11 protein-coding genes are annotated in these 15,874 nt (G+C 60.8%); 4 read left to right on the top strand and 7 right to left on the bottom strand.

Annotation, left to right across the window (positions count from 1 at the left end; all coding sequences use genetic code 11):
• Positions 1-383 precede the first annotated feature (383 nt).
• The 4 genes from QRN31_RS11730 to QRN31_RS11715 form a co-directional block, all read right to left on the bottom strand.
• Complete coding sequence (locus QRN31_RS11730) at positions 384-2,054, bottom strand: bifunctional protein-serine/threonine kinase/phosphatase (RefSeq protein ID WP_285432151.1); 1,671 nt, start codon at positions 2,052-2,054, stop codon at positions 384-386.
• A 7-nt stretch (positions 2,055-2,061) separates the two neighbouring features.
• Positions 2,062-3,273 carry a nitrate/nitrite transporter gene (locus QRN31_RS11725; RefSeq protein WP_208672018.1) on the bottom strand — a complete coding sequence of 404 codons (1,212 nt, stop codon included), beginning with the start codon at positions 3,271-3,273 and terminating at the stop codon, positions 2,062-2,064.
• 346 nt (positions 3,274-3,619) lie between these two features.
• Positions 3,620-4,195 carry an ANTAR domain-containing response regulator gene (locus QRN31_RS11720; RefSeq protein WP_008146285.1) on the bottom strand — a complete coding sequence of 192 codons (576 nt, stop codon included), beginning with the start codon at positions 4,193-4,195 and terminating at the stop codon, positions 3,620-3,622.
• A 15-nt stretch (positions 4,196-4,210) separates the two neighbouring features.
• The gene (locus tag QRN31_RS11715) at positions 4,211-5,422 is read right to left on the bottom strand and encodes a CmpA/NrtA family ABC transporter substrate-binding protein (protein ID WP_285432148.1); all 1,212 of its coding nucleotides are present in this window, start codon (positions 5,420-5,422) and stop codon (positions 4,211-4,213) included.
• Between the two features lie 230 nt (positions 5,423-5,652).
• Here QRN31_RS11715 and QRN31_RS11710 point away from each other — a divergent pair, with 230 nt between their 5' ends.
• Positions 5,653-6,672 carry a quinone-dependent dihydroorotate dehydrogenase gene (locus tag QRN31_RS11710; protein WP_285432147.1) on the top strand — a complete coding sequence of 340 codons (1,020 nt, stop codon included), beginning with the start codon at positions 5,653-5,655 and terminating at the stop codon, positions 6,670-6,672.
• Between the two features lie 129 nt (positions 6,673-6,801).
• Here the strand turns inward: QRN31_RS11710 and rmf are convergent, their stop codons facing one another.
• On the bottom strand, positions 6,802-7,017 hold the full coding sequence (gene rmf, locus QRN31_RS11705; RefSeq protein WP_003223300.1) for a ribosome modulation factor: 216 nt from the start codon (positions 7,015-7,017) through the stop codon (positions 6,802-6,804).
• A gap of 530 nt (positions 7,018-7,547) precedes the next feature.
• Between rmf and rlmKL the strand changes: the two genes are divergently transcribed.
• Positions 7,548-9,818 carry a bifunctional 23S rRNA (guanine(2069)-N(7))-methyltransferase RlmK/23S rRNA (guanine(2445)-N(2))-methyltransferase RlmL gene (gene rlmKL, locus QRN31_RS11700; protein WP_285432145.1) on the top strand — a complete coding sequence of 757 codons (2,271 nt, stop codon included), beginning with the start codon at positions 7,548-7,550 and terminating at the stop codon, positions 9,816-9,818.
• Between the two features lie 142 nt (positions 9,819-9,960).
• Positions 9,961-12,351 carry a sensor domain-containing diguanylate cyclase gene (locus QRN31_RS11695; protein WP_285432144.1) on the top strand — a complete coding sequence of 797 codons (2,391 nt, stop codon included), beginning with the start codon at positions 9,961-9,963 and terminating at the stop codon, positions 12,349-12,351.
• Positions 12,352-12,491: 140 nt separating this feature from the next.
• Here the strand turns inward: QRN31_RS11695 and dacB are convergent, their stop codons facing one another.
• On the bottom strand, positions 12,492-13,952 hold the full coding sequence (gene dacB / locus QRN31_RS11690; RefSeq protein WP_285432142.1) for a D-alanyl-D-alanine carboxypeptidase/D-alanyl-D-alanine endopeptidase: 1,461 nt from the start codon (positions 13,950-13,952) through the stop codon (positions 12,492-12,494).
• 234 nt (positions 13,953-14,186) lie between these two features.
• On the opposite strand from dacB, the gene QRN31_RS11685 reads away from it, so the two are divergent.
• A complete protein-coding gene (locus QRN31_RS11685) occupies positions 14,187-14,531 on the top strand; it encodes a YggL family protein (protein WP_007896965.1) in 345 nt (114 codons plus the stop codon).
• Between the two features lie 50 nt (positions 14,532-14,581).
• Here QRN31_RS11685 and QRN31_RS11680 read toward each other — a convergent pair whose 3' ends face one another.
• Positions 14,582-15,772, bottom strand: a complete 1,191-nt coding sequence (locus QRN31_RS11680) for a benzoate/H(+) symporter BenE family transporter (protein ID WP_285432141.1) — start codon at positions 15,770-15,772, stop codon at positions 14,582-14,584.
• Between the last annotated feature and the right edge of the window lie 102 nt (positions 15,773-15,874).

Here is a 15,874-nt window from a genome sequence, read left to right as displayed (position 1 = left end):
CGGGAGCTCGGACCCGCCTTATCAGGGCGTTCAGGTCGTGCTCGACAAATTTTGCGCAAACAAAAAAAGGCGTCCCGCTAGCTAACTAGCGAGGACGCCTTTGTCCTGGTCCCGTTCTCTCGGGAAGCGCATCCTTCGTCGTTGAAGGCTGGGCTTTATGTAAGTTGAGAAAGGTAATGCAGCGGTTGTGCCAAGTCTCGCAAAGGCCCGATTTATGGGTTCACGACAGGGGAGGAGGGTGTTTTTGTGCACCGGTTCAAGGCGCGACGCTCGGTTTTGAAGCAGAAAATCAAAAGATCGCAGCCTTCGGCAGCACCTGCAGGAGATCGTGGGCACCCGTAAGTGCTGACGCAGGCTGCGATCTTTTGAGTTCAGTGGAAAACTCAGCCATGAAACAACAAGTACAGCAGCACCAGATTCACCAGCAACGACCCCAGCGCCAACGTCCGCCAGACTTTCAGCGGCTCACGCTCCAGCAGCGGTCTGGGGCGCACGCTCAAGCTGCGTCGTTCGCCTTGCTCCAGCACCAGCAACCATTCTTCTGCGGTTTCAAAGCGCTGGGTCGGCTGCACCGCAACCGCACGATCCAGGCTTTGCGCGATCCATTCCGGTACGTCGGGGCGGTAGCGACTGGCGCTGATCGGGACACCAAACCGTGGGCGCTGGAAAGCTTCGATCTCGCCGTAGGGATAATGCCCGGTCAGCAGGAAATACAAGGTCACACCGACCGCATACAGATCCTGTTGCTGGGACGGCGGGTCACCGCGAAAGGCTTCCGGCGCGATATAGCTGGGTGTTCCAGGCAGGGCGGACGGTTGATCTTCAGACAGGCCGGGGCAGTAGGCGAGGCCGAAATCGAGCAGGCGCAACTCGCCGTCGTCCCCCAGCAACAGGTTTTCCGGTTTGATGTCGCGGTGCAGGATTTGCCGTCGATGGAGCATGCCGACGGCCCGCAGCAGGCGTTCAGCCAAGTCTTGCCACTGGGCCAGCGGTAGCTGCTCCACGCGCTCGTGAAGGGCGGCGAGAGTAGAGCCGGAATATTCGCGCATCACGTAGTACAAATGCTGACGCTGACTGGCGGCATGTACTTCAGGAAAATGCCGTCCGGCGACGCGTTTGAGAAACCATTCTTCCGACAGCAAGGCTTGCCCGGCCAGATGATCGTCGCGCAACGCAACGGGCAAGGTTTTCAGCAGCCAGGGGTGTTGCTGACTGTCGCGAACCCGATAGAGCAGCGATTGCTGGCTCTGGCCGAGAATCCCGTCGACCTGCCAACCCTCGAACATCTGGCCCGGTTTCAGTGCCGGAGGCAGCGGCCATTGCTGCAAATGAATCAGCGCATCGCCAATGCTCGTCTCACCAAGGGCATCGACCCGCACCAACAGGGCGCTGGCATTGTCCTGGCTGCCGGCCAGGTGTGCGGCGCTGACCAAGGTCTGCGCCGCACTGTTAAGGTCCGGCTGATCACGCAGAATCGCGGCGATGGCGGTGTCGCCGAGGACTGCCCACACGCCATCGCTGAGCAGCACAAAGCTCTCATCGAGGCGCAATTCTCCGTCGAGAAAATCCAGCACCAGATGCTGATCGAGGCCCAGCGCACGTTTGAGCACATGCTGCATGCCCGGCTGATCCCAGACGTGGTCTTCGCTGACCCGTTGCAAGGTGTCGGCGTGCCAGCGATAAACCCGGCAATCGCCGACGTGGGCCAGGGTAAAGCGCCGGCCACGCATGACCAGGGCACTGACCGTGGTGAGCAATGGTTGCCCGCCGCCATTGGCCTGCAACCAGCGATTTTGCGCCAACAGCAGGCGATCCAGCGCCTGCGCAACACCCCAGGTTTCCGGGGTGGCGTAATAGTCCAGCGCCAGGGCCTGCAAGGTCGAACGGGCGGCGAGACCGCCATCGGCGCACTGGCTGACCCCGTCGGCGATGGCGAACAAGAAACCCTTGCTCGCCGCCAGCGCCGGGGACGGCGTGACCAGGCGCAGGGCGTCCTGGTTTTCCGCGCGTGGGCCGATGGCGCTCGCTTCGGCAAAGCTCAGTTGCAGGCTCATTAACGTCTCAGACCCGGGCAGCGGTCACTGCGGCCGAACCCCAAGTGGTTCTCCAGCGACGCTTCACGCCGTGCAGACCAAACCAGGCAAGAACACCGAGGCTGGCGAACAACCACAAGGCCAATTGATAACTGCCGGTGCTTTGCTTGATCGCGCCCATGCCCGCTGCCAGGGCAAAGCCGCCGATGCCGCCGGCCATGCCGATCAAACCGGTCATTACGCCGATCTCACGACGAAAACGCTGCGGCACCAGTTGGAAAACCGCGCCGTTACCCGCGCCCAGGCCAAGCATGGTGCAGACGAAAAGTGCCAGTGCCGCGTAGGAACTTGGCAGGTTGAAACCCACCGCTGCGATGCAGACCGCGGCGACCGTGTACATGCCCAGCAATGTGCGGATGCCACCAAAACGGTCGGCCAGTGCGCCGCCCAATGGACGCATCAGGCTGCCACCGAATACGCAGGCCGCGGTGTAGTAGCCGGCGGTCACAGGGCTCAGGCCATATTGGTCGTTGAAATAGCCGGGCAGTGCGCTGGCCAGGCCAATGAATCCACCGAAGGTCACGCTGTAGAAAAACATGAACCACCAGCTGTCGCGGTCGCCCAGGGCTTTGAAGTAGTCGGACACGGACTTGGCTTTCGGCCGTTCAGGTGCGTTTTTCGCCAGCCAGGCGAAGACGATGATGGTCAGGATCAACGGGATCAGGGCGAAACCGAACACATTGCTCCAGCCGAAGGCCGCCGCCAACACCGGGGCGATCAATGCTGCCAGCACAGTGCCCGAGTTACCGGCACCGGCGATGCCCATGGCTTTGCCTTGGTGCTGCGGTGGATACCATTGCGACGCCAACGGCAGGGCGACGGCGAAGGACGCACCGGCCATGCCGAGGAACAGGCCCAGCACCAGCGCTTGCTCGTAGCTGTGAATGCCGAGTTTCCAGGCACCGAACAGGGCACAGATGACAATCACCTGGCCGATCAGCCCGGCGGTTTTTGGCGACAGGCGATCAGCCAGCATGCCCATGATGAAGCGCAGCACGGCACCGGCCAGAATCGGCGTGGCCACCACCATCCCTCGCTGTTGGGTGGTCAGGTGCAGGTCGGCGGCGATCTGCACCGCCAGCGGGCCGAGCAGGTACCAGACCATGAAGCTCAGGTCGAAATAGAGGAAGGCCGCGAACAGTGTCGGGGTATGGCCGGATTTCCAGAAGCTTGAATTCATCGCGCACCTCAGCTGTAGGGAGTCTCGAGAAAGAGTCATGAGCTTGCAGGTGGGGCGCCGCATCGGCCGCACCACCGGCCCCGGTCTCTGGGGCCAAAAACTAAAAAACGCCGCCACCCGATTCGCCATGGGCAAATAAGGTGAGCGACGTCTTTGTCGTAGGTGGGGCAACCGCCGTTGGTTACCTGTAGTGATTACTTAGCGAGATTTGTGCCAGGTTCAGGATGATCGTTCCCACGCTCTGCGTGGGAATGCATCTCGTGACGCTCTGCGTCACAGCTCGAAGCGGACGCAGAGCGTCCATGGCGGCATTCCCACGCGGAGCGTGGGAACGATCATTGGGGGGTTAGCCCAGCAACTCACTCATGGCGATGATCTGTTCCGCCACCTGAATCAGCTTCTGCTGCCGGCTCATGGCCTGGCGGCGCATGAGGGTGTAGGCCTCTTCCTCGTTGCAGTCTTTCATTTTCATCAACAGCCCTTTAGCCAGCTCGATGCGCTTGCGCTCGGCCAGTTGCTGATCGCGGGCGTTGAGCTGGGCGCGCAAGGCCTGGTCGCTTTCAAAGCGCGCCATCGCAACGTCGAGAATCGGCTGCAAGCGTTGTGCGTGAATGCCTTCGACGATGTAGGCACTGACGCCGGACTTGATCGCCTGACGCATTACGTCGGGGTCGTGTTCGTCGGTAAACATCACGATCGGCCGCGGTTGATCACGCGACACCAGCACCACTTGCTCCATCACATCGCGGCTCGGTGACTCGGTATCGATCAGGATCACGTCCGGACGCACCGTTTCGACGCGTGCGGGCAGGTCAATGGTCAGGCCGGATTCATCGATGACCTCAAACCCGGCTTCGGTGAGGGCGGCTTTCAGGCGACCGACTTTCTTCGCCGTGTCGTTGATCAGCAGGATACGCAACATGTTCGCAGTCTCCTGTCAGCGGGTGGCGAATCGGTGCGAGCTGTCGCTCATGGCATGTAGCTTGAAGCTGCGGGCGTAGCCGGCAGGGTCGCTGCCATCCCAGATGTTGCCGTCGATCAATTGGCTGGCGCGCATGGCCTGGCCCTCGGCGGCAACACCGACTGCTGCGGCCGCCTCACGGTACAAGTCTAGTTGCTGGACCTGACGGGCTACGCCGAGGTAATCCGGATCATCGCGCAACAAGCCCCAGCGACGGAATTGGGTCATGAACCACATGCCGTCGGACAAGTACGGCAGGTTGACCTCGCCATCGCCATGGAAGCGCAGGGCGTGCGGGTCCTGCCAGCGATTGCCGAGTCCGTCGGCGTAATCGCCCAGCAACCGTGGCTCGATGCAATCGAGCGGCGCATCGAGGTATTCCGACGCACTCAACAGCTTGGCGGTGCTGCGCCGGTTCTCGGTGCTTTGCTCGATGAAGCGGCTGGCCTCCAGAATCGCCATCACCAGCGCCCGCGCGGTGTTTGGGTATTGCTCGACAAAGGCACGGGTGCAGCCGAGGACTTTTTCCGGATGATCGGGCCAGATTGTCTGGGTCGTCGCCAGGGTAAACCCCAGGTTCTGCTTCACCGCGCTGGCAGACCAAGGCTCGCCAACGCAGAAACCATCGATACGACCCGCCTGCAGGTGCGCGACCATTTGTGGTGGCGGCACCACCACACTGTCGACGTCCTGCAACGGATGAATGCCTTGGCTCGCGAGCCAGTAATACAGCCACATGGCGTGGGTGCCGGTCGGAAATGTCTGGGCGAAGGTCAGTTTTGGGCGACTTTGGTGCACGTGCCGATCCAGTGCTTCAGGACTGGTCACGCCCAAGGCTTGCAAGCCGTGGGAGAGGTTGATGCTCTGACCGTTCTGATTCAGCCCCATCAACACCGCCATATCGGTGGGGGCTACACCGCCGATGCCCAGGTGTACGGCGTAGACCAGGCCATAAAGGCTGTGGGCGGCATCAAGTTCGCCGCTGACCAGTTTGTCCCGCAGGTTGGCCCAGGACGATTGGCGCTTGAGGTTCAGGGTCAGGCCATAAGGCTGGGCGAAACCCTGCGTGGCCGCGACCACCACCGAGGCGCAGTCTGTCAGGGCCATGAAGCCGAGGTTGATTTCGGTCTTTTCCGGGGCATCGCTGCCGTTGACCCAGGCGAGTGGGCCCGCTGTGGTTTCATTCATGACTAAACACCTTCCAAAAAAAAACGTCGCCCGAGACCCTTGCGCGAGCAAAGCCTTGTGACGACGCCATTGTCCTTCCACTCATCCCGCCGTTGGCATGAGTGCTGATGCCTATGCCGGTGCAAGGCATATGCCATCGGCCCTTGATTTTGCTGCGTGCCTCGCTTGCGACCCCGATGCCCGGCTATAATCGCCGCCTCATTTCGCCGCCATTCGAGTCAAAGCCGCCCATGTACACCCTGGCCCGTCAGCTGTTGTTCAAACTTTCCCCGGAAACCTCCCACGATCTGTCCCTGGACCTGATCGGTGCGGGCGGGCGTTTGGGCCTCAACGGCTTGCTGTGCAAGGCCCCGGCGAGAATGCCGGTGAGGGTCATGGGCCTGGACTTCCCGAACCCGGTCGGTCTGGCGGCCGGCCTGGACAAGAATGGCGCGGCCATCGACGGCTTCGCGCAACTGGGTTTTGGGTTCGTTGAAATCGGCACCATTACCCCACGCCCGCAACCGGGCAACCCGAAACCACGGATTTTCCGTCTGCCGGAGGCCGAGGCGATCATCAACCGCATGGGTTTCAACAACCTCGGCGTCGATCACCTGCTGGCCCGTGTGGCGGCCGCCAAGTACAAGGGCGTGCTGGGCATCAACATCGGCAAGAACTTCGACACGCCGGTTGAGCGTGCGGTTGACGACTACCTGATCTGCCTGGACAAGGTCTACGCCCACGCCAGCTACGTGACGGTCAACGTCAGCTCGCCGAACACCCCGGGCCTGCGCAGCTTGCAGTTCGGCGATTCGCTCAAGCAGTTGCTGGCGGATCTTGCGACCCGTCGTGCGGAACTGGCGTTGCGCCACGGCAAACACGTGCCGCTGGCGATCAAGATCGCACCGGACATGACCGATGAAGAAACCGCGCAGGTCGCGCAAGCATTGATCGAAACCGGGATGGACGCGGTGATCGCTACCAATACCACCCTGAGCCGCGTGGGCGTCGAAGGTCTGGAGCATGGCGAGGAGGCGGGCGGTTTGTCCGGCGCACCGGTTCGCGAAAAAAGCACCCACACCGTTAAGGTGTTGGCGTCGGAACTGGCCGGTCGCCTGCCGATCATCGCCGTGGGTGGCATCACCGAAGGCAAGCACGCGGCTGAGAAAATCGCTGCGGGCGCGAGCCTGGTGCAGCTCTATTCCGGTTTCATCTACAAAGGTCCGGCGCTGATTCGCGAGTCCGTCGACGCCATCGCAGCCCTGCGCTGATTCTCTTGCAGACATAAAAAAGGGCACCTCGAAGGTGCCCCTGGGCCGGAGCCCGCCGCCCGGATGGGGCGTGCGTGGTTAAGTCGTTCAGTAATCAGATTGTCGTGTCGGAGTGTTTGGCCCTGTAAATTAGCCGACGGCGTGAAGTTCGTTGAGTCTGTGGATTCCCGCAGTGCCGGTCATACCGTCCCAGTTGTCGCCGCGTCCTTCTCGCCAGCCATTAATCCAGGCTTGGCGTACCGACGGTAGAGTAAATGGGCAAAGCTCACGGGATTTGCCACCAACGCCATATTGATATCCGCGCAAAAATGCTCTTTCCAACGGATCACGCTTAAGTCTTCTCATAGGGTGTTGCCCTCACTTGTTGACTGTATTTATCGCGTCGACCTCAACTGAGGTCTGGCAGAAAAAATCCTGCCGTTGGGGCTCGCTGCCGGCGTCGCGAGCCAAGGTGTTGACGTCGTTGCGGCGTCAACCTGTATTGAGTTCTAACCAATGCGTCACACCGATGGAATGATCGTTTTGTCATAAGGACGTAACCATTAAGGTGGTATGGCCATAAGTAACACGATGTTTGCCCGTGTTTATTGACCAAACCCCGGTATGATCTGCCCCGCGCTGGATGATGGGGTTAATCCTTTGGTGAGAATGCCTCGCGTTGCCCGGAGGCATTATTCGACGAAGGGTCGACTTATGACATTTTGTTGCATCAACTTTTTTATCTGCCTTTGCATCTAAGCTCTTTTAACCCGGGCTTGCAGGGGTGGGACGGCACACCTTCGTGCCACGCGGGCGCTCTTTTAGAAAAGCGCCTGATTGAAAACCGGGCCGGCAATGCGTTGCCGGTCCACTTAGCTAAAGGCTTTGAAATTCCAATGTCCGATCAATTCGAAATCTTCCTCACTTGCCCCAAAGGCCTTGAAGGCCTGCTCATCGAGGAAGCCGTCGGGCTTGGCCTTGAGGACGCGCGTGAGCACACCTCGGCTGTGCGCGGCATGGCCACCATGGAAACCGCTTATCGCCTGTGCCTGTGGTCGCGTCTGGCGAACCGGGTGCTGCTGGTGCTCAAGCGTTTCCCGATGAAGGACGCCGAAGACCTGTATCACGGCGTGCTCGACATCGAGTGGCAAGACCACATGCTCAACGACGGCACCCTGGCCGTCGAGTTCAGCGGCCACGGTTCGGGCATCGACAACACCCATTTTGGCGCCTTGAAAGTCAAGGATGCCATCGTCGACAAACTGCGCACCCCGCAAGGCGACCGTCCGTCCATCGACAAGCTCAACCCGGACCTGCGCATTCATCTGCGCCTGGACCGTGGCGAAGCCATTCTCTCGCTTGACCTGTCCGGCCACAGCCTGCACCAGCGCGGTTATCGTTTGCAGCAAGGCGCGGCACCGCTGAAGGAAAACCTTGCGGCCGCGATCCTGATCCGTTCCGGCTGGCCACGCATTGCGGCCGAAGGCGGCGCACTTGCTGACCCGATGTGCGGTGTGGGTACGTTCCTGGTCGAGGCGGCCATGATCGCTGCCGACATGGCGCCGAACCTGCGTCGCGAGCAGTGGGGTTTTACCGCTTGGCTCGGTCACGTACCGGCACTGTGGAAAAAACTCCACGAAGAAGCCACCGAACGCGCCGCTGCCGGCCTGGCCAAGCCACCGCTGTGGATTCGCGGTTACGAAGCCGACCCGCGGCTGATTCAGCCGGGCCGCAACAACGTTGAACGTGCAGGCCTGAGCGAGTGGATCAAGATCTACCAGGGCGAAGTCGCCACGTTCGAGCCACGTCCGGACCAGAACCAGAAAGGCCTGGTGATCTGCAACCCTCCATACGGCGAGCGCCTGGGCGACGAAGCAAGCCTGCTTTATCTCTACCAGAACCTCGGCGAGCGCCTGCGTCAGGCTTGCCTGAACTGGGAAGCGGCCGTCTTCACCGGCGCCCCGGAGCTGGGCAAGCGCATGGGCATCCGCAGCTATAAGCAGTATTCGTTCTGGAACGGCGCCTTGCCGTGCAAGCTGTTGCTGATCAAGGTCACCCCGGACCAGTTCGTCACCGGCGAGCGTCGCACCCCGGAACAGCGTCAGGTCGAGCGTGAACAAGCTGAAGTCGAAGTCGCCGACAACGACGTGGCACCGGGCAAGTACGAGAAGTACAACAAGAACGGCAACCCGATCAAACCGGCCCCGGTAGTGATCGAGCAGCCGCGCTTGAGCGAAGGCGGGCAGATGTTTGCCAACCGCCTGCAAAAGAATCTCAAGGCGCTGGGCAAGTGGGTCAAGCGCGAAGGCATCGATTGCTATCGCGTCTACGATGCCGACATGCCGGAATATTCCATGGCCATCGACCTCTATCAGGATTGGGTCCACGTCCAGGAATACGCCGCGCCGAAATCCATCGACCCGGAAAAAGCCTCGGCGCGCATGTTCGATGCCCTGGCGGCCATTCCGCAGGCCTTGAACATCGACAAGAGCCGCGTAGTGGTCAAGCGCCGCGAGCGCCAGAGCGGCACCAAGCAGTACGAACGCCAGGCGGCGCAGGGCAAGTTCGTCGAGGTCAACGAAGGCGGTGTGAAGTTACTGGTCAACCTGACCGACTACCTCGACACCGGGCTGTTCCTCGACCACCGTCCAATGCGCATGCGGATTCAGAAAGAGGCGGCCGGCAAGCGCTTCCTCAACCTGTATTGCTACACCGCGACCGCCAGTGTTCACGCGGCCAAGGGCGGCGCCCGCAGCACCACCAGCGTCGACCTGTCGAAAACTTACCTCGACTGGGCGCGTCGCAACCTGTCGCTGAACGGTTTCTCCGACAAGAACCGTCTGGAGCAGGGTGACGTGATGGCGTGGCTTGAAGCCTGCCGTGACGAGTACGACCTGATCTTTATCGATCCGCCGACGTTCTCCAACTCCAAGCGCATGGAAGGCATCTTCGACGTGCAGCGTGACCAGGTGCAATTGATCGACCTGGCCATGGCGCGCCTGGCGCCGGGCGGCGTGTTGTACTTCTCCAACAACTTCCGCAAATTCACGCTCGAGGAAAACCTCACCGAGCGTTATGCCGTCGAAGAAATTACCGCTCAGACCATCGATCCGGATTTCGCCCGTAACGGCAAGATTCACCGTGCATGGAAAATCACGGCCCGTTGACGGTTAAGCCGATTGGATCCACAGAGCCTTGATTTTTAAAGGCTCTTTGGTTCTTTCAGTGCTGGTCAAATTAGTGGCTAATAGCTATAACTCAACGCATGGCCAATGGGCTTTCCCGCACCTGGCGTTTTGAGTTGCGTCTATGTCGTTGCACGCCGTGCGCCCCAAGATCCTGGGTTTTATCAGCGAAGATGTCTCGGCCTGGCTGGTCGCGCTGCTGGTATTGCTCGTTGGCGGAATTCTCACCGGTTTGCTGGCCTGGTCGACGCTTAATCTGTTTCAACATCAATTGCGGCAACGTTTCCAACTGCTGGCCAGCGAACGTTACAGCCGCATCGAAGAACGTTTCGAAGACCAGGAGCAACGCCTTGACGGGGTGCGCCGGTTCTTCGCCAATTCCGAGTCGGTCTCCCGCGAGGAGTTCAACGGCTACACACAACCACTCTTGCACCGCGCACAGGCGTACTCGTTCGCTACGCGGGTCACTCGCGCCGAACGGCCTGCCTTCGAACGCCGGGTGCGCGACGAGGGGTTGAGCGACTTCACCATCCGCGAACTCAATGCCGAAGGCCAACTGCAATTGGCGGCCGAACGGGATGAGTACGTGGCCGTGCTTTACAGTCAGACGCAAAGCCGGCTCGGCTCGCCGCTGGGGTACGACTTGTGGGCCCAGCCCTTGCGCCGCGATACGCTGGAGCGGGCCAACCAACTGGGGGGCCTGGCGGTGTCGAAGCCGATGCATCTGGTCAGCATCGAGCCTGCTTACGCGCGCGGGGTGTTGTTGGTGGCGCCGGTGAAGCAGGCCAGTGATCCGGCCGGGAAACCCTCCGGTTATGTCATGGCGGTGATCAGCATGCGTCAGCTGCTGGCAGATGGGTTGCCCGAGGCCAGTCATGACTATCTCTCGGTGCGAATCCTGGATTTGTCCACCGATGATCAGCACGAAGTGCTGTATGAATCCTCCAACACGCCAGCCACCAGCGAGTTGTCCGCGACACGCCTTTTGCGCATGGCCGACCATGACTACCAAGTCGACATCCTGCCCAGCGAAGCCTTTCTGCAAGCCAACCATTCCTCGGTGAGCAGCCTGGTGGTGCTCGGCGGTTTGCTAAGTCTGTTGCTCAGTGCGTTGCTCTATGTGTTGGTCAGTCAGCGCCAGCGTGCGCTGAGAATGGTCGAGCTGCGCACTCAGGAATTGCACGCCCGTGAGCAGGAGTTGCGCGGCACCCACGGCCAGTTACGCGGTGTGCTCGATGCCGCGACTCAGGTGGCGATCATTGCCACCGACTTGCGCGGTGTCATCAGTACCTTCAATGCCGGGGCCGAGCAGATGCTGGGTTATTCCAGTGCCGAAGTGGTGGGGCACATGACCCTGGAAAACCTGCACTTCCCTCGCGAGCTGGTAGCCCGCGCGGCCGAATTGAGTGCGTGCTATGGCAAGCCGATTCCGACCTGTCAGGCAATGCTGGTCGAGGGCGGCGAAGAGGGGGGCCACGAAGCGCGGGAGTGGACGTTGGTCCGCCAGGATGGCAGCCATTTGACCGTCAACATGCTCGCGACCCCGGTGCTCGACGAACAAGGCCTGTGGGTCGGGCATCTGGCCATTTGCATCGACATCACCGAACGCAAGCGCGTGCATGAGGCATTGGCCGCGCGAGACCTGCTGCTGAAAAAACTCAGCGCTCATGTGCCCGGTGGCATTTATCAATTCAAGATGGAGTTTGACGGGCGCTTCAGCGTGATTTATGCCAGCGACGGTATTCGCGACATTTACGAACTCGAGCCAGACGTGCTGTTGTTCGACGCCGAAGCAATCTTCACGCGGATTCATCCTCAGGACACCACCCGCGTGCGCGCCTCGATCCGGGCGTCGGCGGACACCCTCAGCCCGTGGCGCGAGGAATACCGTGTGCAACTGCCCAAACGCGGCCTGCGCTGGGTGCGTGGCGAGGCAACTCCGGAAGAACTGCCCGGCGGCGGTGTGCTGTGGCATGGCTATGTTTCGGACATTTCCGACCTGAAGCGAGTGGAGGAGGAACTGCGGGCGCTGTCGATCACTGACTCCCTGACCGGAATCCACAACCGCCGCTACTTCCAAGAGCGCCTGACCACGGAAATGTCCCGGGTCGAACGCGGTGGCGGCGAATTGTCGGTGATCATGCTCGACATCGACCACTTCAAACGCATCAATGACCTGCATGGCCACGCTGTGGGCGATCGGGTGTTGCAGGCCGTGTGCGAACGCATCGGTCATCGCCTGCGCCGCACTGACATATTCTGTCGCCTGGGCGGCGAGGAGTTCATGGTGCTCTGCCCGGACATTGACGGCGAGCACGCGCATGTCCTGGCCTTGCAGCTATGGCAGGGGTTACGCGGTACACCGATCGAAGGCGTCGGCACCGTGACCGCGAGTTTCGGGATTGCCAGTTGGCGAGTCGGGGAGGGCGCGGATGCGCTGTTGTTGCGGGCGGATTCGGGGGTTTACGCGGCGAAGCAGGCGGGACGGGATCGGGTACAGGAAGAGATGAAGTAAGCCACACCAGATGATCGTTCCCACGCTCCGCGTGGGAATGTCTCCAGGGACGCTCTGCGTCCAGTGACGCGGAGCGTCACGGGCTGCATTCCCACGCAGAGCGTGGGAACGATCAAACGATCAGTGTCAGGCGGATCAGGTCACAGCACCGAAGCCGTTTCCGGCACTTTCGGCTGGCGATACAGGTCCAGCAGCACCTGATCCAACACCGACGAAGCACCAAACGGCGCCTTGTCGTTGAGAATCGCCACCACCGCCCAGGTATTGCCGTTGACGTCGCGGCTGAAGCCGGAGATCGCGCGTACCGTGTTCAGGGTGCCGGTCTTGACGTGGGCTTCGCCGCGCATGGCCGTGGTTTTCAGGCGTTTGCGCATGGTGCCGTCAGTGCCGGCAATCGGCATCGAACTGATGAACTCGGCGGCGTACGGGCTGCGCCATGCGGCTTGCAGCATCGCCGCCATTTCACGCGCGCTCACCCGTTCGGCACGGGACAGGCCGGAACCGTTCTCCATCACCAGGTGCGGCGCGGTTATGCCTTTCTTCGCCAGCCACTGACGCACCACACGCTGGGCAGCCTTGGCGTCGTCGCCGTCAGCGTCGGTGCGGAATTTCTGGCCCAGGCTCAGGAACAACTGCTGGGCCATGGTGTTGTTGCTGTATTTATTGATGTCGCGAATGATTTCCGCCAGGTCCGGCGAGTAAGCCCGGGCCAGTACCTTGGCGTCGCTTGGCGTCGGGGCCAGGCGATCCTTGCCCTGGATGCTGCCGCCCAGTTCTTTCCAGATCGCACGCACCGCGCCTGCGGTATACGTGGCGTGGTCGAGCAGCGACAGGTAAGTCTGCGAACTGCAGCCATCGCCCAACTGACCGCCAACCGTCACGGTCACGCTGCCATCGGCCTGGGTCACCGGGTTGTAGCGCACGCCACCGGTGCATTGCTTGGAATTGACGGCTTTGACCTGGTTTTCAATGTTGATGGTGGCGATCGGCGGTTCCACCGAAATCAGCACCCGGCCATTGTCGTTGCGTGCCACGAAACGCAGGGCCTTGAGGTTGACCATCAGCGAATCTGGCTTGACCAGGAACGGCTTGTTCTCGTCATTGCCGTCATCGTTGAACTCGGGCAATTGCGGTTGGACGAAGAAGCTGCGGTCGAGCACCAGGTCGCCAGTGATTTGCGTCACGCCGTTGGCGCGCAGGTCACGCATCAGCAACCAGAGTTTTTCCATGTTCAGTTTCGGATCGCCGCCACCCTTGAGGTAGAGGTTGCCGTTGAGGATGCCGCCGCTCAAGGTGCCGTCGGTGTAGAACTCGGTTTTCCACTGATGGTTCGGGCCGAGCATTTCCAACGCGGCGTAGGTGGTGACCAGCTTCATGGTCGACGCCGGGTTGACCGAAACGTCAGCGTTGAAAACGGTTGGGGTGCCCGGACCGGTCAGCGGAATCATCACCAGCGACAGGGCGGTGTCCGGCAGCTTGCTGGCCTTGAGGGCTTTTTCGACGTTGGGCGACAGGCCGGTATTGATGGACGCGGCGGAAACGGAGAAGGCCAGTGGAAGAAGGAAACCGGCCAGCAGCAATGGACGCAAAGACTTGATCATGTGAAATAAAACCCTACAGCCGAGGGGAAAAAAGACGAGGGCATGGAGACAAAAATCCCTCAGTGGTCATGAAAGTGTCGGCATTATGCCCCAAGGTGCAACCGCTTGTGCCGTGCCAGGCTTCACTGATTTGCTATTTTTTACCGGCGGTAGGCGTCACGCCGCCGAGAATCGGGCAATCAGCGGCTGAAACTGCTAAAGTGCCGCCCGTTATTACTTATGAGGATTGTTCCAATGGCGACTAACCGTTCCCAGCGTCTGCGCAAAAAACTGTGCGTCGATGAATTTCAAGAGCTGGGTTTCGAACTGAACCTGGATTTCAAAGAAGATTTGGCTGATGAAGCCATTGATGCTTTCCTCGACGCGTTCCTGAAAGAAGCCATGGAAGCCAACGGTCTGGGCTATGTTGGCGGCGACGACTTCGGTCTGGTTTGCCTGCAGAAGCGTGGCTCGGTATCCGAAGAGCAGCGTGCCGCTGTTGAAGCCTGGCTCAAAGGCCGCAGCGAACTGACCGAAGCAACCGTCAGCCCGCTGATCGACGTCTGGTACCCGGAAAAGCCGATCAATCCGGTAGCTTGATGTCATAAAAAACGGCGACCCAAGGGTCGCCGTTTTTTTATGCGCAGATTTTAGGTTTTACGCCAATTCAGGATCAGCAGCGTCAACACCCCCGCCACAATCCCCCAGAACGCCGAGCCGATGGAAAAGAGCGTTAGCCCCGACGCCGTGACCATAAAGGTGATGAGCGCTGCTTCACGCTCCTTCACTTCGGTCATGGCGATGCTCAAGCCATTGATGATCGAACCGAACAGCGCCAGCGCGGCAATCGACAGCACCAACTCCTTGGGCAACGCGGCAAACAACGCTGCCAGCGTCGCGCCGAACACGCCGGCGATCCCGTAGAAAATCCCGCACCACACCGCTGCCGTGTAGCGCTTGTTACGATCTTCATGGGCATGCGGCCCGGTGCAGATCGCCGCACTGATGGCCGCCAGGTTGATCCCATGGGAGCCGAACGGCGCCAGCAGCAACGACGCGATCCCTGTGGTGGTGATCAGCGGGGAGGCTGGCACGGTGTAGCCGTCGGCGCGCAGCACGGCAATGCCGGGCATGTTCTGCGACGTCATCGCCACCACGAACAGCGGGATGCCGATGCTGATGGTCGCGGCCAGAGAGAAATGCGGCGTGGTCCAGACCGGCGTTGCCACTTCCAGATGGAAGCCGCTGAAATCCAGCAGCCCCATGAACCCCGACAACGCCGTGCCGATCAGCAATGCCGCGAGCACCGCATACCGTGGCGACAGGCGCTTGATCACCAGGTACGTGAAGAACATTCCCAATACCAGCCCGGTGCGATGCTGGGCAGCGACGAAGATTTCGCTGCCGATCTTGAACAGGATCCCCGCCAGCAATGCCGCCGCCAATGAAGCCGGAATTCTTTTCACCAGGCGTTCGAAGCTGCCGGTCAAACCACAAATCGTCACCAGCACCGCGCAGGTAATGTAGGCACCGATGGCTTCGCCGTAGCTGACGCCGCCCAGGCTGGTGATCAGCAATGCTGCGCCGGGCGTCGACCAGGCGATGGTGATGGGCGTGCGATAACGCAAGGACAGGCCGATGGAGCAAACTGCCATGCCAATCGATATCGCCCAGATCCACGAGGAAATCTGCCCACTGGTCAACCCCGCCGCTTGCCCGGCCTGGAACATCAGGACCAGGGAGCTGGTGTAACCGGTCATCATCGCGATGAAGCCGGCGACGATGGCCGACGGTGACGTGTCGGCCAGGGGGCGGAGCTGCGTGTGCGTGGCGTCGTTCATGACAGCGGTGTTCCTTGTTCTGATAAAGATGTCCGTTGCAGCGCCAACCCCTGTGGGAGTGAGCCTGCTCGCGATAGCGATTTCACATTCAACATAAATCTC

Source organism: Pseudomonas sp. fls2-241-R2A-110 (genome assembly GCF_030209165.1).
Taxonomy (GTDB): Bacteria; Pseudomonadota; Gammaproteobacteria; order Pseudomonadales; family Pseudomonadaceae; genus Aquipseudomonas.
Note: the sequence above shows the minus strand (reverse complement) of the source record. Positions and strands in the feature narration are given on the sequence as shown.

Coding starts and splice junctions, on each gene's coding strand:
- QRN31_RS11730 (WP_285432151.1), bottom strand. CDS start 2,054: ATGAGCCTGCAACTGAGCTTTGCCGAAGCGAGCGCCATCGGCCCACGC.
- QRN31_RS11725 (WP_208672018.1), bottom strand. CDS start 3,273: ATGAATTCAAGCTTCTGGAAATCCGGCCATACCCCGACACTGTTCGCG.
- QRN31_RS11720 (WP_008146285.1), bottom strand. CDS start 4,195: ATGTTGCGTATCCTGCTGATCAACGACACGGCGAAGAAAGTCGGTCGC.
- QRN31_RS11715 (WP_285432148.1), bottom strand. CDS start 5,422: ATGAATGAAACCACAGCGGGCCCACTCGCCTGGGTCAACGGCAGCGAT.
- QRN31_RS11710 (WP_285432147.1), top strand. CDS start 5,653: ATGTACACCCTGGCCCGTCAGCTGTTGTTCAAACTTTCCCCGGAAACC.
- rmf (WP_003223300.1), bottom strand. CDS start 7,017: ATGAGAAGACTTAAGCGTGATCCGTTGGAAAGAGCATTTTTGCGCGGA.
- rlmKL (WP_285432145.1), top strand. CDS start 7,548: ATGTCCGATCAATTCGAAATCTTCCTCACTTGCCCCAAAGGCCTTGAA.
- QRN31_RS11695 (WP_285432144.1), top strand. CDS start 9,961: ATGTCGTTGCACGCCGTGCGCCCCAAGATCCTGGGTTTTATCAGCGAA.
- dacB (WP_285432142.1), bottom strand. CDS start 13,952: ATGATCAAGTCTTTGCGTCCATTGCTGCTGGCCGGTTTCCTTCTTCCA.
- QRN31_RS11685 (WP_007896965.1), top strand. CDS start 14,187: ATGGCGACTAACCGTTCCCAGCGTCTGCGCAAAAAACTGTGCGTCGAT.
- QRN31_RS11680 (WP_285432141.1), bottom strand. CDS start 15,772: ATGAACGACGCCACGCACACGCAGCTCCGCCCCCTGGCCGACACGTCA.